This window comes from Sulfurimonas sp. NW15 (genome assembly GCF_051132285.1).
Taxonomy (GTDB): Bacteria; Campylobacterota; Campylobacteria; order Campylobacterales; family Sulfurimonadaceae; genus Sulfurimonas; species Sulfurimonas hydrogeniphila.
Genome location: NZ_CP093237.1, coordinates 530,306 through 548,419 on the forward strand (window position 1 = coordinate 530,306; position 18,114 = coordinate 548,419).

The following is an 18,114-nucleotide window of genomic DNA, read 5'->3' on the forward strand; positions in this document are numbered from 1 at the left end:
GAGCAGTTTATGAGTAAAAAGTTATTTATTGAAACCTTGGGTTGTGCTATGAACTCTCGTGACTCTGAACATATGATAGCACAGTTACGCGAAAAAGAGGGGTATGAAACGACACAGACCCTTGAAGAGGCCGACCTTATTTTGATAAATACCTGTTCTGTGAGAGAGCGTCCTGTTCATAAGCTTTTCTCCGAGCTCGGCGGTTTTAACAAACGAAAAAAACCTTCGGCTAAAATCGGTGTATGCGGATGTACCGCTTCTCATCTCGGTGAAGAGATTATAAAACGGGCACCCTATGTTAATTTTGTTCTGGGTGCAAGAAATGTTTCTAAAATCGGTGAAGTTTTACATAAAGACAAAGCTGTGGAAATAGACATAAATTATGATGAGAGTGAATTTGCTTTTGATGATTTTAGAACATCCCCCTATAAAGCATATATCAACATTTCAATAGGCTGTGACAAGCGGTGTACATTTTGTATTGTTCCAAAAACACGCGGAGATGAAATTTCGATTCCTGATGATTTGATTATCAATGAAGCAAAACGCGCAGTCAGCAACGGTGCAAAAGAAGTATTTTTACTCGGGCAAAATGTCAACAATTACGGGCGCCGTTTTTCATCAAGTGAACATGAAAAGGTAAATTTTACGGAATTATTGCGAAGACTTTCAAAAATAGAGGGCCTGGAACGTATCCGTTTTACTTCACCGCACCCTTTTCATATGGATGATGAATTTATAGAAGAATTTGCCAAAAATCCTAAAATCTGCAAATCTATGCATATGCCACTGCAAAGCGGTTCAAGCAAAGTGCTCAAAGATATGAAACGCGGGTACACAAAAGAGTGGTTCTTAAACCGTGTGCAAAAACTGCGCGCAGAGTGTCCTGATGTAAGTATATCAACAGACATCATAGTCGCCTTTCCCGGTGAGAGTGATGAAGATTTTGCAGAGACAATTGATGTGATGAAACAGGTAAAGTTTGATCAGATTTTTTCATTCAAATATTCTCCTCGTCCTGAAACAGAAGCACAGCATTTTACAAATACGGTAGATGAGGAAGTGGCTTCAGAGAGACTTTCGTATCTGCAATCATTGCATAATGAACTTTTAGATGAGATCAATGCAAAGTATTTGGGACAAACTTTTCGTGTTTATTTTGAAAATCTAAATAAAGATAATTTTGTTTCAGGCAGAAGTGATAATAACCTCGTAATCAAAGTCAAAGGGAGCGAAGAGTTGTTAGGAGAGTTTAGAGATGTTAAAATTACTTCTATCGGCAGAACAATTTTAACAGGCGAAGTCGTTGCTTAAGAAGATAAGCCGTTCTCTTGCACTTTACTTCCTTCCCTTTACAGGCTCTTTGCTTATAAAACTACTCTACCTTACAAATAAAAAAGTTTTTCATGCGCCTGCAACACTTGGTGAAGAGAACTTCATAATGGCTTGCTGGCACGGGGAACTTTTGATGATTCCCTATGCCTATTTACACTACAGAAAAACTCCTCATGTAAAACTTATAATTTCAGATCATTTTGATGGCACACTCATCGCAAAAACACTCAGTTATTTTGGTTTTAAAACGATTCGGGGTTCAAGCAGACGCAATGCTGCAAGAGCGCTTTTGCAAGGGATAAAGGCTTTAAAAGAGGGATATGACCTGGGCATTACCCCGGATGGGCCAAAAGGCCCACGGCATGAGGTTGCTGACGGGATCATCGTCATGGCACAAAAAGCAGATGTGAAAATTACCCTTGTAGAGATCAAACCGAGCAGTTACTGGCAGCTGAATTCATGGGATAAGTTTGTAATTCCCAAACCTTTTGGTACAATTACCTATTATATAAGTGATTTGCTGGATATAAAAGGGCTTGCACTTGAAGAGGCCAGAGACTTGATTAAAAAGGGGTTACTCAAACATGAACAATAAATTTTTTTTTCCGGCTTTGGCTGCTCTTTTTTTAGTAATTATGGGTATCTACTTTTTGGTCAATCCCTCTTATGAAAAGTCCATAGAAGCGAAATATTATTATGAGATTGGTGATTATGAAGAAGCCTATAAACGTGCCAATGAGGCCTTCAGCCTAGACATATACAACCGCATGGCTGCAACAATAATGGCACAGTCCAAAACTTCCATAAAGTATAAAAAATACATAGATCAGGCAAAAGAGTATATGACTGAGATTAATCTTATAGCAGCTAAAGAGACCATAAGTGATGCGGACAGAGCCAAAATAAAACTGATGAGTGAGATAATGGTGGATTCTTATAAAAAACTTGCTCCAAGCGTAATTACAGATAAAAAGTTAGTACGTGAAGCAGCAAAATATTATAAAGATTTTGAGAAGCTTCTTGAAAAAGTCAATAGATAAATACAAAAAAGATTTTCTCACCTCCCTGGAAGAGCACAGAGGCTATTCAGATTTAACGATAAAAACCTATGCAGATGTTCTGAGTGAAGCATTCGGATACATAGAGACAGTGGAGGAAAACGGGCATACCGTTTTAAATTTGATGCCTTACAGGATTTTCATCGCTGGTTTAAATGCAAAAACAATTAGTAAAAAATTAAGCGCTGTTCGAAGTTTTGTTGCATTTGTACAAGAACAGGGTTTACATGTAACCTTGCAGGCGGATGAGAGTATAAAGGTTGCAAAGACACTGCCAAAGCCCATCTCTCATGAACATATTTTGGAAGCTTTGCAAAAGTGTGATTTAAAAGAAAAACTGCTGGTGAGTATGTTCTATACTGTGGGGTTGCGTATTTCTGAACTTGCATCACTGGAACTGGAAAATATTTCGGATGAATGGATACGGGTTACAGGAAAAGGTAATAAACAAAGAGATATACCGCTTCTCAAATCCACAAGAACACTCATTGATGAATATTTGTCAACTTTTGTGCTAAAAAAATTTCTTTTTGAAAAAAATGGCGAAAGATTAAGCGAAAATAGTCTAAGATATATGATAACTAAAATATTTAAGCGTGTAGCCTTGAAAGTCACACCCCACCAGCTTCGTCACTCTTATGCCTCCTCTTTGTTAAACGGAGGTGCACCGATAGTGGATGTCAGTGAACTGTTGGGACATGCATCCATGGCAACAACGCAGATATATACAAAATTAGGCAGTGCATTGAAACAACAAAATTACAACAAAGCACACCCCTTAGGGGAGAACGAGTGCTGAGCAGATTACTGGAATCTTTTTACCTTAAAGTCCTGGTGAATATTGTTGTCCAAAAAGAGAGTACCCTGGTTCATATAGAATTATATGGAAAAAAAGGAGTAATCGATGAGGTAAACTCTGAATTTCAAACAACCTCTCTCACCACACAAATGTATGATTTTATTTCTGAATACACAAAAGAGTCTCCCTACTTTTACATAGCTGTTTTAGATACATCTTTGGTGCAGGGAGCTCTTCCTTCATGTGAAAAAAACAAGTTGGACCATTATTTTGATTTGTCTATGTCAAAATACAAATGCTTTGAAAACAGATGGACTTTTTATACTGCAAAAAATGATATTTATGAGATAGAACGCAAATATGAAGATATTGGTGTTGATATGATATTTTCTCCTTTTGTTCTTTTGGCAAATTTTTTTCAGGATAAAATTAATGGAAATCTTGCAATGTATGTTCTTGTTCAAAACAATGTAATTTCTGTGGCTATTTTTGAACATTCAAATCTTCTTTATGCAGAACATCTGGATATGATTGCATCTGATGAAGCTGAAGATATTACACTTCATGAAGGAATAGATGAAGATATTGATACAAATCTTGATCTGGACCTTGATGAGGGTATTGATTTGGAAGATATAGATGTTGATGAGAATGACTTGGATTCTTTAGATGATTTTGGTGATATTGAAGATCTGGATTCGATTGAGGACATCGATGAGTTTTCCGAAAGTAAAGATGTTGAAGAAGAACTGTTTGAGAGTGAGAATGCGTTGCCTGAAGATGAACAAAATGAATCTTTTAATGAAGACTATCAGCGGTTTACACTCATTCAGTTGGCTGTTTCACACTTTTACAAAGATGAAAAATATGAAAGCAGATTTGTAGAGAATGTCTATATTGCCGATGGTACAGGGGTGACAAACGATTTAAAAAAGTACCTTGAAGAAGAGATGTTCTTTAATGTTTATGTAAGACAGGCTGATCTTGGAGCCGAGTTATGTGAACTCACAAAGCTGGAGCTTGGTTTATGAAATACAGCTATATAAAACCAAGAAAAAAGACGCCTCTGACACCGGAATTGCAAATAGTGTTCACTTTTTTTGCGATGACACTGTTAATGCTTCTTGCAACATATTCGTTCTTGCTTTATAAAGATTATACATTCATACAGGATAAGCAATCAATCATAGAACACAAAAAAGAACTTGAAGCCAGTATCAGTCATATGCAGAATCAAATAAGCTTTATTCAAAAGCAAAAGGCTTTAGCAGAAAAAGTATTTACACAAAATATGGTATTAAAAGATTCTATCGCAAACCTGTTTGACCTGGTGCCGCAACGCATCACGCTTTCGCGGGCACAACTTTTAAAAAACGGTTTGATACTGTATGGTATAACACCAAACAAAGATGTTTATAATTTTATGCTCCAGGCGCCATTACGTTCAATTTTTCATAAAACATACAGCAGCTTTTATCCTGCAAAGAATGGTTGGCTTATGTTTGTATCGACAAACTATATGGATGAATCACAGACAGAGGAGTTAGACAGTGAAAATTAAAATTTCCCGTCACTATTTATATATTTTACTGATATCTGTTTTTCTGTTTCTGTTTGTGCTTGTTTTTTCTTTTGGACTGCTTATTCCTAAAGGAAAAGAGTATCGCGAATCCAGGCTTGAGCTGCGAAAAGAGAATGCAGAGTTGCGTAAATATCAGGATTTTTATGACAAAACCCTCAAAACACTCAAAGATTTACAGAGTAAGAACAGACATATTATAACTGCATTTGATATGACATTTAACCCTGACAGGTTTGAAAAAAAATATAAAACTTTTTTTTCATCCTTACATGTAATGAAAGTGGAGCGCTCAAAAGATGAAGAGGGTTTTGCAACATATGAAGTCAATACAACATCCAAAATCAGTTCACCAAAAAATTTCTATAATTTTTTAGATGCACTCAACAAGGCTGACTGGATTATAGGCGTAAATTTTCCTATAGATTTTAAGCGTGAGGGAGAAATGATTAAGTCATCATTCACAATGAAAGTTTATACCAATAACAAAGATAAAAATTCTACTGCTTCCGGGTCTGTGAGTAAATAGCCCCGTAATTTCGGTTCTACATGTAAAGAACGCATTCTTTCTTTAAAATTTTTTGGCATATTGACGGGTTTTATATAGGGTGCAATCAAAATATACTCTGCCATCATCGTCACCACATACTTTCTGCCTATGACTAAACTGTCTAGAATTTGTAGCAATTTTTTTTCTTCGCCACTCATGAGATGATTGATTGATTTGAGATATTTGTCAATATGATAGATGTCATTTCTTCTTGTAGGTGTTTTTTGAAAGCAGGCGAGTTCATTTATCTTTTGCAAGGAAGTACTCTGTATCAAATCCCTTACATCCGCATCCATGTAGGCAAAACTTTTTTTGATACCCTGTGCATATTTTTGTAAAAGAGGGTTTGTGTAGTTGTGCCGAAAAATGTTGCGTGTATACTTTTCGTCCGCATTACTTGCATCTTCAAAATATCTAATGTTGTTTCCATGCAAATATTCAAGAAGTTCCTCTTTGTTTACATGTAACAGTGGTCTGTAAAGCATATAGCCGTTGCGCTGTGTTTTTTCCTGCATGCCGGCAAGTTCTGCACAACCGGCACCTTTGCAAAACTGCATAAGCATCCATTCAAACCTGTCTCCCAAATGGTGGGCTGTGAGGAGGGTGTCGTAACTATTCTGCTGTATAAGAGATTCAAAAAAATCATAGCGAATTTGTCTGGCATTGGCTTCAAAATTAGTTGTAATTTTTTGTGCGTGATGGACATTACATGTAAAGCCGTACTCTTTTGCCAAGGCTTTTGCATAGACTACCTCTTCTTTGCTTTGTTCTCTTATTCCGTAATCAACAATAGCAATATCAAATTTGATGTCATTTTCCAAAAGAAGAAAGAGCAGGGCAGTAGAGTCGCCTCCGGCAGAAAATGCCAGCAGGTTTTTTGTTGTTTGTAAGGCCTTTTTAGTCTTGCTTTTGAGCATTGTCTACGGTTGCTGTAAGAATATTTCCGACTAGCTCGGTAATTTTAGCAGGATAAATCTTGCCAAAATCCAAATCTTCATCAAGCGTTCTGTCATTGACATAAATTTCACCGTCAATCTCCGGTGCCCAGATAAGTTCTCTTGCGCTTAAAAGATACTCATGTTCATCACTCTCCCCGTCTATGACGATTTGTGTGGTTTTGCCGACCTCTTTTTGAAGAGATTTTTTTGTGCACTCTGCTGCAATATCACCAAGAATCTGTGCACGTTCAGCTTTGACTTTTTCTGAGATTTTATCTTGCATATCATGGGCTGAAGTCGTCTCTTCATCAGAATAGGAAAAAACATTGATGCGGTCAAAGCCGAAATTTTGTGCAAAATTACACATCTCATCAAACATTGCCTCTGTTTCATGCGGATGTCCGACGATGAAACTTGTGCGTACAAAAGAGTCTGGCAGGCTTCTCATGTAGTTCAGCAGTTCGAGTGTTTTTTCTTTGCCGAATCCGCGTTTCATAATACGCAGCATCTTATCGTTAATGTGCTGGATAGGCATATCAAAATAGTTGTGAAACACTTTGCTTTTTGCAATATTTTTCAGAAGTTTCATGCTTGTAGTTGAAGGGTAGAGATAGAGAATTCTCGCAGATTTGACACCCTCAATCAGTTCAATTCTCTGAATAAGCAGAGAAAGTCCGTCTTTGATATTTTGGTCACGCAGATAAGAACTTGAATCCTGTGAAACAAAAGAGAAATCCCAGTAGCCTTTTTTGACAAGTCCTTCAACTTCCTTGGCGATAGAATCTAAATTACGCGAGTTTAATTTACCTTTAAAAGAGGGAATCGCACAAAAACTGCATGTCTGATTACACCCTTCTGAGAGTTTGATGTAGGCATGGTATGTAGAACCTGTTACAACACGCTCAGCACCGTCAATAAGGTATACTTCATCAGAAAAACGGCTCTTTTTCTCAACCAAAAGCTCATCAATTTTGTCATAATCACCCACACCGGTAAAAATATCAACCTCGGGAATCTGCTCCGTCAACTCCTCTTGATAGCGCTCGCTCAGGCAGCCTGCCATCACAAGAAGTGAATCCTCTTTTCGTGCATCATGCAGAGAAAGCACGGTATTGATTGATTCCTCTTTTGCCGCGTCAATAAAACCGCAGGTATTGACAATAATGACATCGGCTTCTTCATTGTTGTCTGTGAGTTCAAAATTTTGTAGTTTTCCCATCATCACTTCTGTATCGACCAGGTTTTTGGTACATCCGAGTGAAACTATGTGGAGTTTGTTGCTCATATCTCTTCTTTGTATTGTATTTGCTTCATGGCAATTTAAAATTCATTTTCTGAATGGCTTTTTTTGAACCCGGACTTCAGTGCCGGCTCCAAAAAAGCTGCTTCATTTAAGGCAATAAGATCAAAATTGATTTTAAATTACGATATATTTGTGTAATTATACCGTATAATTAGTCTATGAAAAACTATGATGTAATTATTCTTGGTGCCGGGGCGAGTGGACTGATGTGTGCAGGCAGTCTGAGTAAAAAAATGAGCATTGCTATAATCGAGGGCAATGAAAAAGCTGCCAAGAAACTCAAAATTTCCGGTGGAGGTAAATGTAATATTACCAATGTCAGTGTGCAGATAAATAATTTTGACGGTGAAGAGAGATTACTCTCAGCAGCCTTTAAACGATTCACGAAAGATGATTTATTGGACTTTTTGGACAGAAACAGGGTAGCGTTGGAACTGAGAAAAGGACGCTACTATTTTTGTAAAAATTCTTCGGATGATATTATCAATGTATTGAAAAAAAATGCAAAAAACAGTGAAATTATTTTGAACAACAAAGTGTTACATGTAAGCAAATCAGAAGATTTTTTTACAGTTACGACAGACAAAAACAAATACACGGCAAAAAAAGTTGTTGTAGCCACCGGTGGAAAAAGTTTTCAAACGCTTGGTGCAAGTGATGCAGGGTTGCAAATTGCAAAAAGCTTTGGTATCGGTGTGAAAGAATTTACGCCTGCACTTGTCGGGCTTACACTGCAAAAAGAGCAGTTTTGGATGAAAGAGCTCAGCGGGCTGAGCTGCTATGTACATGTAAAGGTGGCAGATAAAATGCTCAAAGAAGAGATGCTTTTTGCGCATAAAGGCATTAGCGGTCCTGCCATACTTTCTGCTTCACTCTATTGGAAAAAAGGGGAAATAAGCATAGACTTTTTGCCCAATAAAAATATTTTAGATTTGGTGCAAAAGAGTAAAAAACTGGTGAGTTCACTCATCCCTTTGCCAAAAAGACTTGCAAAAGCTCTTTTGTCCGCGATAGATTTTAAAGACAAAGAGTGTACAAAACTGAGCAAACATGACAAAGAGGCATTAAAAACATTGCACAATTATATCTTTGCTCCTGCGGGAAATTTTGGTTTTAGCAAAGCGGAGGTAAGCAGAGGCGGTGTTTTGGCAGATGAGCTTACATATAATGGCTTGGAATCAAAAAAAGTAAAAGGTCTCTATTTTATAGGCGAAGTTGTAGATGTAACGGGCGAACTCGGGGGCTATAATTTTCAGTGGGCATTTTCAAGTGCCTACAGTTGTGCTAAATTTATAAAATAAAAAATTTAAAGTTTCAATTGTTTCATAAAATTATTTGCAATCATTTCACCTCTGGTCTTAAAAATATCTGCGGCTTTTTTTTCATACAGTCTGTCTATTGTTTCAGAAAAAAGTTCCAGCCATCTTTGAAAACTCTCTTTGTTAAGTCCGGGCATATCCAAGTGCGGTGTTATGGGGGTACCGTTATAACTGTTGTCGCCTGTTGTCATCGCTGCCCAAAAGTCTGTCAGAAGATTAAGATGATGCTGCCATTCATCCGAAATCATCTCATCCCCAAGTTTTTCAATAAAAAAATCAGCGATAAGGTCGTCTTTGAGTACACTGCTGTAAAAGCGGTCAACCATAACGCGAATGTTTTTTTTCGTAATAGTTTGGTATTGCATAAAACCTCGTTTGTCTGTTTTGTATAAAATTATATTATATAATAGCAGAGGTTTACTTGATATAAATCAATCAGAAATACATTATAATCTTTGATGTTTCTTTCATTTGGCTATAATTCCATTAATGAAAAAGAAACCAGAATTTAAAGTAGTATCACCCTATGAACCGGCGGGTGATCAACCGACAGCTATAAAAAAACTCTCTGACTCCATACTGAAAGGGAATCGCTATCAGACACTTGAAGGGGTCACGGGGAGCGGAAAAACCCATACGATGGCACGCGTTATAGAAAATGTAAAAATGCCGACTATCATTATGACACATAATAAAACGCTTGCCGCACAGCTTTACTCAGAATTTCGTCAGTTTTTTCCAAACAATCATGTCGAATATTTTGTTTCTTATTATGATTACTATCAGCCTGAAGCCTACATCCCGCGTCAGGATCTTTTTATAGAAAAAGATTCCGCTATCAATGATGAACTTGAACGTCTTCGACTTTCCGCTACGGCAAATCTGCTTTCGTATGATGATGTTATCGTCATCGCCTCTGTTTCTGCAAACTATGGTTTGGGAGATCCTGAGGAGTACCAAAACATGGTGCAGTCTTTGGCCGTCGGTGATGAAATAGCGCAGAAGAAACTGCTTTTGCGTTTGGTGGAAATGGGATATTCCCGAAATGACAGCTATTTTGACAGCGGGCATATTCGCGTGAACGGAGAAAGCATGGATATTTATCCGCCGTATTTTGAACAAGAAGCAATCCGTGTCGAATTTTTCGGTGATGAAATAGAGGCAATTTATACTTTTGATGTCATAGATAACAAACGTCTTGAAGAGCATAAAAGTGTTACTGTTTATGCGACTTCACAGTTTAGTGTTTCTCAGGAAAAAATGGCTGTGGCTGTCAAACGCATAGAAGAAGAGCTTGATGAACGTTTGGCATATTTTCAAAAAGAGGGAAAATTAGTCGAGTATCAAAGACTCAAACAGCGTGTCGAATTTGACCTGGAGATGTTGCAGACAACCGGAATGTGCAAGGGTATTGAAAACTATTCAAGACTTTTGACAAATAAAAAACCGGGAGAAGCCCCTTTTACATTGCTTGATTATTTTGAACAAAACCATAAAGAGTATCTTGTTATCGTAGATGAATCCCATGTTTCTCTGCCACAGTATCGAGGAATGTATGCAGGAGACAGAGCAAGAAAAGAGGTGCTTGTCGATTATGGCTTTCGCCTGCCGTCAGCCCTCGACAACCGTCCGCTAAAGGCAGAAGAGTACATAAACAAAGCACCGTATTATCTTTTTGTTTCAGCAACACCTTCTGAATATGAGTTGGAAATGTCGGCAGTCAAAGCGGAACAGATTATCCGTCCGACGGGACTGCTTGACCCTGTTATAGAGATAAAGCCCTCAGACAATCAGGTAGAAGATATACATGATGAGATTAAAAAGACCATTGTCAAAGACGAACGTGTTTTAATTACGGTTTTGACGAAAAAAATGGCAGAGGCCCTGACAAAATATTTGGCGGATTTGGGCATTAAAGTACAGTATATGCACTCAGATATTGATACAATCGAGCGAAACCAAATTATTCGTTCATTGCGTCTGGGTGAGTTTGACGTGCTTATAGGCATCAATCTTTTACGTGAAGGTCTGGATCTGCCGGAGGTTTCTCTTGTGGCAATTTTGGATGCGGACAAAGAGGGGTTTTTACGAAGTGAAACGGCACTTGTACAGACTATAGGACGCGGAGCGAGAAATGAAAACGGTCGGGTTATTCTGTATGCAAACAAAATGACAGGCTCTATGCAAAGAGCCATCGACAAAACAAATGCAAGACGGGCAATTCAAGAAGCGTATAACAAGAAGCATGGCATAACGCCAAAAACAACAAAACGGGCCCTGGATGAAAATCTTAAAGTTGAAGATCATGGCGGGCTCTACCAAAAATACAAAAAACAGGATAAAATACCGCCAAGTGAAAGAAAAGCAATGATAAAAGAGCTTTCCTTAAAAATGAAAGAGGCTGCCCGTGAGCTAAATTTTGAAGAAGCGGCACGACTGCGTGATGAAATCACAAAAATTAAAAAACTTTAGATTTGCTTTTTGGAACCCGTATTTCAGTGCGGGCTTTGTGTCTTTCAAGATTCAAGACTGGGTTACAAAAAAATATAGCAATTTAGAAAGCAAAAAGCAATAAATAAGGAGTAACAATAAAATATGGAAGATACATTCAGTAATTTGGCAACATACGGGTATATAGGACTTTTTTTATACTCTTTAGGCGGCGGATTCATCGGACTTGTAGCAGCAGGTGTTTTGAGTTTTATGGGGAAGATGGATTTGACACTTTCAATCAGTATTGCCTTTTTGGGCAATGCGCTTGGAGATGTTTTACTTTTTTGGCTGACAAGATACCAGAAGTCTATGATGGTTGAGGGGCTGCGAAAGCACAGACGTAAACTCGCACTTGCACATATACTTATAAAAAAACATGGGGATTGGGTTATTTTTATTCAAAAGTTTATATACGGTTTAAAAACTGTCGTACCGATTGCAATAGCATTGACAAAATATGACTTTAAAAAGTTTGCAATATTAAATATTTTTGCAGCTGCTGTGTGGGCTTTGGCATTTGGTCTGAGCAGTTACTACTTCGGGGCTGTTTTGAGTAAGTTTGCCCTGTATATTAATGATAACAAATGGATAGCCCCTGTGATTTTACTTACTATCGGCGGAGCAGTTTGGATCTATCTGGAAAAGGCTACGAAAAAAAAGTAGCTTGAAAGAGAGTAAGAGTAAAAAGCCAAAAAGCTTTTTACTTTTCTACCTTGGGACCTGCTGCAGAGAAGTCAAATTCGCTGTCGGCATCCTGGTATCTTTTAAAGTTTTCCACAAACATATCTGCAAGTTTGTCGCGGGTTGCGTCAAAGGCCTCTTTGTCTTCCCAGGCATTTCTGGGGTTTAAAAGGTCAGGGTTGATATCTCCCAGTGTTTTAGGTACCTGCAGTCTGAATGTCTCTGTCGTATCAAATTCACTTTCATTGATGGTACCGTCAAGTATGGCATTGATGCATGCGCGGGTGTCTTTTAAACTCATACGTTTGCCGACACCGTATCCTCCACCGGTCCAACCTGTGTTGACAAGGTAAACATTTACATTGTGTTTGTCAATTTTTTCGCCGAGAAGTTTGGCATACACTGTAGGATGCAGGGTCATAAATGCTTCACCGAAACATGCAGAGAACGTTGCAACCGGCTCGGTAATACCACGTTCTGTTCCGGCAACTTTTGCAGTGTATCCGCTGAGGAAGTAGTACATTGCCTGTTCTCGGGTCAGTTTTGAAACCGGAGGCAGTACACCAAACGCATCGGCAGAGAGAAAGATAATGTTTTCAGGGTGTCCTGCCATTAAATCAGGCTTGTGGTTTTTTATGTGTTCAATAGGATAAGAAACACGGGTGTTTTCGGTTTTGGAACCGTCATCATAGTCAACTTCACCGTCATCATGCATAACAACATTTTCCAAAAGTGCATCTTTTTTGATTGCACCGTAAATTTCAGGTTCACTTTTTGCGTCAAGGTTAATGACTTTTGCATAACATCCCCCCTCAAAGTTAAAGACGCCGTAATCATCCCAACCATGTTCGTCATCACCGATGAGGGCACGTTTTGGATCTGTTGAAAGTGTTGTTTTTCCGGTTCCGCTCAGTCCAAAAAACAGAGCAGTGTCTCCGCGTTCTCCAACATTTGCAGAACAGTGCATGGAGAGTTTTCCGTCAAGCGGCAGCCAGTAGTTCATCATTGAAAAAATACCTTTTTTCAACTCACCGCCATACCAGGTACCACCGATTATAGCCATGTTTCTTTCGATATCAAAGAGAACAAAAACTTCAGAGTTCATGCCGTGTTCTTTCCATTTGTCATTGACAGCTTTACAGGCATTTAAAACAGTAAAATCAGATTTAAATGATGCAAGTTCGGAAGGAGTGGGGCGAATAAACATATTTTTAACAAAATGAGACTGCCAGGCAATCTCTGTCACAAAACGAATAGATTTTTTTGAAGCGGGACTTGCGCCACTGTATACATCAGTCACATAAAGATTTTTCCCAGAAAGCTGTTCACGGGAAAGATCCAGAAGCTCATTGAAAATTTCTTCACTGATTTTTTGGTTGACATCTCCCCATGCTATGTATTTATTAGATGGTTCACGGTCAACAAAATATTTGTCTTTGGGTGAACGGCCTGTAAATATACCTGTATCTACAGCAGTTGCACCTGTTTTGGTTTTTCTTACTTCACCATTTTCAAGTTCATGCTTGATTAATTCATCATAGTCAAGGTTATGATAAATTTTTCCGACATTTTTAAGTCCTAAATCTTCTAATTCTTTTGTTATGCTCATAGTTTACCTTGTGGTATATGTAATAATTGATACTTTTTAGCAGTGTATCATCTCTAGAGCGAAATTATACTACTTCTAAACATAAATTAAAAGTAAAATAGATTGTTTTTCAAAATATTATAGAAAAGAAAAAGATATTCGCAAAAAGTTTGAAAAAGAAAATTGGTTTAAGGATTTTTTGGTAGAATTTTACTCTTCATTTACTACAGCTCGATTAACTCAGTGGTAGAGTACTACCTCGACAAGGTAGGAGTCACTGGTTCAAATCCAGTATCGAGCACCATCACAACAAAATTTATAAAAAAATCACATATTTGTTACTTAAGTTCCATTGCTTTTTATTCCAAAAGATGTATAATCATAAAAAACAGACAGGAGTATACAATGGAAAGAAAAATTATAATCGAAGGTGATATTTCTATAGTAAGTCTGAGCAATGTCGGGACTTTTGAGGAATTTAATTTAGAAAACGAAGAAATCAACGAAGAATCAGAAATAAAAAGCATTATGGAAGAGATTGATGCTTATGCGCAAAGCGGTGAGCTTGATGCTGTAACTGACGTATGTACATATAAAGTCATGAACGGTGAGGAGATTGAGTACCTTGCATGTGCTGATGAAGAGAGTGAAGAGAAAGAAATTTCAATGGAGAGTTTTAAACTGGTCAATCAAACACTCAAACCTATTAAAAACCTCTTAACGAAAGCATGCAAGGGCGATATAATATATCTAAGAAAAGAGCAGGGAAAAGCAAATATAATGCTGAGTCTTGAAATAAACAACAGCGATGAGGCTATGAGCTTTTCCTATTTTGACTGCAGTACAGACCTGGATGAGTATGATTTATTGCGTGAGAGTTACTATGATGTAGTCTGTGATACTTTTTTACCAGAATCCCTGGCAACACAGGAGAATAAAGCTACTGTAGAAAATTTTGTTTTTGAACCGCAGATTATTTACGGGGAACTGTATAAAGTCATAGAAAATGAAGAGGGGCTGAAATCTTTACAAAAAATAGAATTTCCAGGATATTATTTTCAAGATGCCCAAAGAGATATTGACGAATAGGGAGATTATTTAAAGGGCATTTTTGACATGATAATCTCTTTTTGATCTACATAGCGCCTGCAGTTTTTTCCTCCCAGACTTTTACAGGTTTCTTGCCAAAGTCTGGAGTGCCCATCATTTCTTACAGCATTTTGATGGAGTTTAAAAAGAAGAGCATGGGCATATTCATGAGGGATTACATCCGAAATCATATAAGGCATACTCTCCTGCATTACCTTTTTGTTTAAAAATATCTTTATCTTTCCGTTTTTGTAAGAGGTCAGACCATAAAGTCTTCCCGGCACTTTATCTGTAATAATAATTGGAAACCTGTAAATGAAACCAAAATTGTCCTGCATGTGTTGTAAAACATCCTGCTCTTTTGCCTGTATTTGATTGATATATGTTTGTGGAAGAGGATTGTGCTTAAATTGATAGCTTTGGTAGGAGTTGAAAATGAGAATACTCCCAAAAATAAAGATGACAGCTATAAAAATGTATTCAAGTTTTTTACCAAAGATGTTGCAGTCCTGTTTGGTGGAGCTGTGCGGAATCGAACCATTCCAAAAATAAGCCTCTTTTTGAACTGGCTTTAAAAAAGTGGTATATATTGTTGTGCATAAGTTTTTTTACTATCCTTTTTTATGCTAATTTTGAGAGTATCTCGTTACTATGAGATTGTTTTAGTTTGTTAAACTGTTCAGCTATGGCAGTCAGATGCATAAGTATCGCAGCTCTGTAAATTGCCACATCTTCTAGCGTTTTGACAACTCTTCCTGCTTTTTTAACAGTTTGTTCAATGTAGTCTATTTTTTCAATTATGAGATAAACTTTGCTTATAGACTCTTTAGACATAAATTGCTCTATCGATGATGAACTTTTTAGCAGTTTTTCCCATCCCTGTACTATCAGCTAAATCAACTTTTATGCCAAATGCTTGAGTGAGTTCATTTTGTATCTCTTGTATGCGGGATATTGCACCAAAACCATACCTGCTGACAAATTCAGGCTTTGCTTCTACAAGAATATCTATATCGCTATTCTTATCAGCTTCATCACGAGAGTAAGAGCCAAAGAGCGCTTTGATGACAAACCCCTCTTTTTCATACTCTGATTTAACATTTTTTAAGTATGATAATATTTGGCTTTTCTCCATGAACTGCACCTATATTTTTTTTAAATTATACTACATAATTACTTATTTAATTTATTAATTTTCATAAGACTGTTCTGCAAAAATTGAGAGTTGTTTTTGACCAAGGAAAAATTTGAACCATTTGGATGAACAGGCATCCCTTCATTTAGGTATTTATAATAGGTTTTTAGTGGGATTAAAAAATTGTTGGATGGTGGAGCTGTGCGGAATCGAACCGCAGTCCGAAACCTGGCTACTCCCAACGTCTACATGCTTAGAAAGGTTGTTTAATCTCGTCTTGCTTCACACAACCTGCAAAGCTACGCAAGACCAGTCTCAAGGATTCGTCTTGAGCTGAGACAGACTCAAGATATATCTAAATGAAGGGTTATACTTCGAGTCCTGCTTATTTAGAATCCACAGGTGAAGCAGCCCGCCTCTTACGAGGGGTTAAAACTTAAGCTACTGCTAAAGCTGGGCGATAATTTGTATTGTTTGCGTTTAAGCAATTGTGAGCCGTCTAACGGAATGCTCAGTCCGACATGCAGTTGGGAGCCACCAGATCCCGTCGAAACCAGGTCAGCCCCATATTTATTACTTATTTTAAAAGTAATAATATATTATACCAAATATATTTGTTAATTTGTAAATAGTATGATGCTTTTTTAGCTGGTTTATTGTATCCATGCTACTATTTTATCTGAGAATTTTGTGATTTTGGCAGTTAAAAAAGAGAGAAAGCGAGTGTAGTAAAGCAAAATAAAATTAAATTTTTTGCCATTTCTGATTAAGAAAAGAAGAACTTTTTCATAGTAAAGGACTATATCACCTGCCGGTACAGGTTTTATATTTTGCAACTTTTTTATTTTCCTTATAAAAACAGTGATAAAGATGCTCAAAAATAAGGGGTACAGGAAAGGGAGGGCATTCAGCTCTCGCATAATTTTCAGAGAAAAGTCTAAAGAAAATGGCAAAGAGAGAATGCCTGCAAGAAGCAAAATCCAAGGCCAAAGCAGAGAAAAACTTGTACTGACCCCAAAAGGAGCTGCAGCCGGCCGAACCAAATACAGCAATCTTATCATAAGCAATGTTGTATTTACAGTGCCGATAACAAGAAGTACGGAAAGCATACTGCTCCAAGGTGCTGCAAAGTACGCGGTATAGCTCTTTAGCAAAAATTTTGCTGTCATGCCGCTGCTATAGGGTACAGCTGCCAATGCAAGAGCAGGTATACAGAGTCCGAGCCATATCGCATATCTTTGCAGTTTATTTGTGCTGCCAAGCATGCCGACACCTAAAAAAAGAGCTCCTTTGCTGAGGCCATGATGCAAAGCAAAAAAAGTGATACCGGCCAAGATACTCTTCCAATGCTCAGGCAGATAAAATCCAAAACCTATAAGCATAGTCATAATCCCCATCTGGCTTATGCTTGAATAGGCTAAAAGTGTTTTGGGATTACGTTGTGTCAAGCCTATAATGACTCCGTAAAATTGTGCTAAAAGACCTAAAAGTATAATGCCTGCTGCCCAGTAGAGGGAGATGATCTCTCCTAATGGAAGGAATCGCAACCATCCCAAAAGTCCGGCATTTATCATTGCACCGGAGAGAACTGCACTTGCAGGTGTGGGCGCTACGGGATGCGCAAGAGGCAGCCATACATGTAAACCGATAATCCCTGTCTTTATACCAAAAGCAGTAAAAAGCAACAGGATTACTAAATTTTTATTCGGGTTGTTTATAAATCCTGTTCGTACAGATTCAAATGAAGTTACATCAGATGTCTGCGCCAGTAATAAAAAAGCAACAAAAAGCATCACTTCGCCAATAACAACCAAAATTATATAGACTAATCCTGCGTCAAAGGCTTCCTTGTCTTTATTAAAGACGACAAGGCCATATGAGGCAAAGCTCATTAAAGTAAAAAAAAGATAAAAGCTGAAAATATCCTGAGATATTACAAGTCCAAAGTTTCCGGCCATTGCAAGCAGAAAAAAACTATAAAAAGAGATCTGTCTGTCTTCTTTGGAAAAATATGCTTTTGTGTAGATGCCGGCAACAGACCAAAGGAGTGCACTGCCAAACAAAAAAAGAGTTCCTGTGGCATCGAGTCCGATTTTCATACCAAGAAGCAACCATGGAAAATTCCAATGAGCGATGCTAGGCGAGACAAGTAAAGCGGCAAAAAGTGCAGGGATACCTGCCCATGCAGCAAGCGATAAAGTTATAGGACGGATTTTTTTTAGAGACAACATGGGAACCAGCATTAGA

At 37.7% G+C, this 18,114-nt stretch carries 20 protein-coding genes, 1 tRNA gene and 1 other RNA gene; 13 read left to right on the forward strand and 9 right to left on the reverse strand.

Features of this window, described 5'->3' with window-relative positions:
• The first annotated feature begins 9 nt into the window (after positions 1–9).
• Genes miaB through MLC52_RS02685 form a run of 7 tightly spaced genes read left to right on the forward strand, consistent with a single transcriptional unit; the run spans position 10 to position 5,300 of the window.
• On the forward strand, positions 10–1,314 hold the full coding sequence (miaB, locus tag MLC52_RS02655; protein WP_434581182.1) for a tRNA (N6-isopentenyl adenosine(37)-C2)-methylthiotransferase MiaB: 1,305 nt from the start codon (positions 10–12) through the stop codon (positions 1,312–1,314).
• Positions 1,307–1,930: a lysophospholipid acyltransferase family protein gene (locus MLC52_RS02660; protein ID WP_434581183.1), complete on the forward strand. Its 624-nt coding sequence runs from the start codon at positions 1,307–1,309 to the stop codon at positions 1,928–1,930. Before miaB ends, MLC52_RS02660 begins: the two co-directional genes overlap by 8 nt.
• Entirely contained in the window at positions 1,920–2,375 is a 456-nt protein-coding gene (locus MLC52_RS02665; protein ID WP_346389385.1) for a hypothetical protein, read from the forward strand. Before MLC52_RS02660 ends, MLC52_RS02665 begins: the two co-directional genes overlap by 11 nt.
• The gene (locus tag MLC52_RS02670) at positions 2,356–3,192 is read left to right on the forward strand and encodes a tyrosine-type recombinase/integrase (protein WP_434581184.1); all 837 of its coding nucleotides are present in this window, start codon (positions 2,356–2,358) and stop codon (positions 3,190–3,192) included. The genes MLC52_RS02665 and MLC52_RS02670 overlap by 20 nt, the downstream gene beginning before the upstream one ends.
• Entirely contained in the window at positions 3,186–4,223 is a 1,038-nt protein-coding gene (locus MLC52_RS02675) for a hypothetical protein (protein WP_151900948.1), read from the forward strand. The genes MLC52_RS02670 and MLC52_RS02675 overlap by 7 nt, the downstream gene beginning before the upstream one ends.
• Complete coding sequence (locus MLC52_RS02680) at positions 4,220–4,753, forward strand: hypothetical protein (protein WP_151900947.1); 534 nt, start codon at positions 4,220–4,222, stop codon at positions 4,751–4,753. Before MLC52_RS02675 ends, MLC52_RS02680 begins: the two co-directional genes overlap by 4 nt.
• Complete coding sequence (locus MLC52_RS02685) at positions 4,743–5,300, forward strand: hypothetical protein (RefSeq protein ID WP_151900946.1); 558 nt, start codon at positions 4,743–4,745, stop codon at positions 5,298–5,300. Before MLC52_RS02680 ends, MLC52_RS02685 begins: the two co-directional genes overlap by 11 nt.
• Here the strand turns inward: MLC52_RS02685 and tilS are convergent.
• Complete coding sequence (gene tilS, locus MLC52_RS02690; protein WP_151900945.1) at positions 5,246–6,238, reverse strand: tRNA lysidine(34) synthetase TilS; 993 nt, start codon at positions 6,236–6,238, stop codon at positions 5,246–5,248. The genes MLC52_RS02685 and tilS overlap by 55 nt on opposite strands.
• Positions 6,219–7,544 (reverse strand): 30S ribosomal protein S12 methylthiotransferase RimO, encoded by a 1,326-nt coding sequence (gene rimO, locus MLC52_RS02695; protein ID WP_434581187.1) that lies wholly within the window; start codon positions 7,542–7,544, stop codon positions 6,219–6,221. Before rimO ends, tilS begins: the two co-directional genes overlap by 20 nt.
• A gap of 176 nt (positions 7,545–7,720) precedes the next feature.
• On the opposite strand from rimO, the gene MLC52_RS02700 reads away from it, so the two are divergent.
• Positions 7,721–8,863 carry an NAD(P)/FAD-dependent oxidoreductase gene (locus MLC52_RS02700; protein ID WP_434581189.1) on the forward strand — a complete coding sequence of 381 codons (1,143 nt, stop codon included), beginning with the start codon at positions 7,721–7,723 and terminating at the stop codon, positions 8,861–8,863.
• A gap of 5 nt (positions 8,864–8,868) precedes the next feature.
• Here MLC52_RS02700 and MLC52_RS02705 read toward each other — a convergent pair whose 3' ends face one another.
• A complete protein-coding gene (locus MLC52_RS02705) occupies positions 8,869–9,246 on the reverse strand; it encodes a group III truncated hemoglobin (protein WP_346389391.1) in 378 nt (125 codons plus the stop codon).
• Between the two features lie 124 nt (positions 9,247–9,370).
• Between MLC52_RS02705 and uvrB the strand changes: the two genes are divergently transcribed.
• Together uvrB and MLC52_RS02715 are read left to right on the forward strand one after the other, a co-directional pair.
• Positions 9,371–11,353: an excinuclease ABC subunit UvrB gene (uvrB, locus tag MLC52_RS02710; RefSeq protein WP_434581191.1), complete on the forward strand. Its 1,983-nt coding sequence runs from the start codon at positions 9,371–9,373 to the stop codon at positions 11,351–11,353.
• A gap of 123 nt (positions 11,354–11,476) precedes the next feature.
• Positions 11,477–12,037, forward strand: a complete 561-nt coding sequence (locus MLC52_RS02715) for a DedA family protein (protein ID WP_151900942.1) — start codon at positions 11,477–11,479, stop codon at positions 12,035–12,037.
• Positions 12,038–12,074: 37 nt separating this feature from the next.
• Here MLC52_RS02715 and pckA read toward each other — a convergent pair whose 3' ends face one another.
• The gene (gene pckA / locus MLC52_RS02720; protein WP_151900941.1) at positions 12,075–13,664 is read right to left on the reverse strand and encodes a phosphoenolpyruvate carboxykinase (ATP); all 1,590 of its coding nucleotides are present in this window, start codon (positions 13,662–13,664) and stop codon (positions 12,075–12,077) included.
• A gap of 208 nt (positions 13,665–13,872) precedes the next feature.
• Here pckA and MLC52_RS02725 point away from each other — a divergent pair.
• Together MLC52_RS02725 and MLC52_RS02730 are read left to right on the forward strand one after the other, a co-directional pair.
• A tRNA-Val gene (locus tag MLC52_RS02725) sits at positions 13,873–13,947 on the forward strand.
• A 101-nt stretch (positions 13,948–14,048) separates the two neighbouring features.
• Positions 14,049–14,732 (forward strand): hypothetical protein, encoded by a 684-nt coding sequence (locus MLC52_RS02730; RefSeq protein ID WP_434581193.1) that lies wholly within the window; start codon positions 14,049–14,051, stop codon positions 14,730–14,732.
• 5 nt (positions 14,733–14,737) lie between these two features.
• On the opposite strand, the gene MLC52_RS02735 is transcribed toward MLC52_RS02730, so the two are convergent.
• On the reverse strand, positions 14,738–15,070 hold the full coding sequence (locus MLC52_RS02735; RefSeq protein WP_230973257.1) for a SprT-like domain-containing protein: 333 nt from the start codon (positions 15,068–15,070) through the stop codon (positions 14,738–14,740).
• A gap of 63 nt (positions 15,071–15,133) precedes the next feature.
• Here MLC52_RS02735 and MLC52_RS02740 point away from each other — a divergent pair, with 63 nt between their 5' ends.
• On the forward strand, positions 15,134–15,307 hold the full coding sequence (locus MLC52_RS02740; protein ID WP_418641063.1) for a hypothetical protein: 174 nt from the start codon (positions 15,134–15,136) through the stop codon (positions 15,305–15,307).
• 46 nt (positions 15,308–15,353) lie between these two features.
• On the opposite strand, the gene MLC52_RS02745 is transcribed toward MLC52_RS02740, so the two are convergent.
• The 4 genes from MLC52_RS02745 to MLC52_RS02760 form a co-directional block, all read right to left on the reverse strand.
• Positions 15,354–15,566 (reverse strand): hypothetical protein, encoded by a 213-nt coding sequence (locus MLC52_RS02745; RefSeq protein WP_418641064.1) that lies wholly within the window; start codon positions 15,564–15,566, stop codon positions 15,354–15,356.
• The gene (locus MLC52_RS02750) at positions 15,559–15,867 is read right to left on the reverse strand and encodes a nucleotidyltransferase family protein (RefSeq protein ID WP_434581196.1); all 309 of its coding nucleotides are present in this window, start codon (positions 15,865–15,867) and stop codon (positions 15,559–15,561) included. The genes MLC52_RS02745 and MLC52_RS02750 overlap by 8 nt, the downstream gene beginning before the upstream one ends.
• 191 nt (positions 15,868–16,058) lie before the next feature.
• Positions 16,059–16,433, reverse strand: a transfer-messenger RNA (tmRNA) gene (gene ssrA / locus MLC52_RS02755).
• Between the two features lie 87 nt (positions 16,434–16,520).
• Positions 16,521–18,098 carry a complex I subunit 5 family protein gene (locus MLC52_RS02760; protein WP_434581197.1) on the reverse strand — a complete coding sequence of 526 codons (1,578 nt, stop codon included), beginning with the start codon at positions 18,096–18,098 and terminating at the stop codon, positions 16,521–16,523.
• Positions 18,099–18,114 lie beyond the last annotated feature (16 nt).

What these genes read in the sequence shown, in the direction of transcription:
- MLC52_RS02705 (WP_346389391.1), bottom strand. Translation starts at nt 9,246, where the DNA reads ATGCAATACCAAACTATTACGAAAAAAAACATTCGCGTTATGGTTGAC.
- MLC52_RS02730 (WP_434581193.1), top strand. Translation starts at nt 14,049, where the DNA reads ATGGAAAGAAAAATTATAATCGAAGGTGATATTTCTATAGTAAGTCTG.
- rimO (WP_434581187.1), bottom strand. Translation starts at nt 7,544, where the DNA reads ATGAGCAACAAACTCCACATAGTTTCACTCGGATGTACCAAAAACCTG.
- MLC52_RS02665 (WP_346389385.1), top strand. Translation starts at nt 1,920, where the DNA reads ATGAACAATAAATTTTTTTTTCCGGCTTTGGCTGCTCTTTTTTTAGTA.
- tilS (WP_151900945.1), bottom strand. Translation starts at nt 6,238, where the DNA reads ATGCTCAAAAGCAAGACTAAAAAGGCCTTACAAACAACAAAAAACCTG.
- pckA (WP_151900941.1), bottom strand. Translation starts at nt 13,664, where the DNA reads ATGAGCATAACAAAAGAATTAGAAGATTTAGGACTTAAAAATGTCGGA.
- MLC52_RS02745 (WP_418641064.1), bottom strand. Translation starts at nt 15,566, where the DNA reads ATGTCTAAAGAGTCTATAAGCAAAGTTTATCTCATAATTGAAAAAATA.
- MLC52_RS02735 (WP_230973257.1), bottom strand. Translation starts at nt 15,070, where the DNA reads ATGCAGGACAATTTTGGTTTCATTTACAGGTTTCCAATTATTATTACA.
- MLC52_RS02750 (WP_434581196.1), bottom strand. Translation starts at nt 15,867, where the DNA reads ATGGAGAAAAGCCAAATATTATCATACTTAAAAAATGTTAAATCAGAG.
- MLC52_RS02760 (WP_434581197.1), bottom strand. Translation starts at nt 18,098, where the DNA reads ATGTTGTCTCTAAAAAAAATCCGTCCTATAACTTTATCGCTTGCTGCA.
- MLC52_RS02680 (WP_151900947.1), top strand. Translation starts at nt 4,220, where the DNA reads ATGAAATACAGCTATATAAAACCAAGAAAAAAGACGCCTCTGACACCG.
- MLC52_RS02715 (WP_151900942.1), top strand. Translation starts at nt 11,477, where the DNA reads ATGGAAGATACATTCAGTAATTTGGCAACATACGGGTATATAGGACTT.
- miaB (WP_434581182.1), top strand. Translation starts at nt 10, where the DNA reads ATGAGTAAAAAGTTATTTATTGAAACCTTGGGTTGTGCTATGAACTCT.
- uvrB (WP_434581191.1), top strand. Translation starts at nt 9,371, where the DNA reads ATGAAAAAGAAACCAGAATTTAAAGTAGTATCACCCTATGAACCGGCG.
- MLC52_RS02700 (WP_434581189.1), top strand. Translation starts at nt 7,721, where the DNA reads ATGAAAAACTATGATGTAATTATTCTTGGTGCCGGGGCGAGTGGACTG.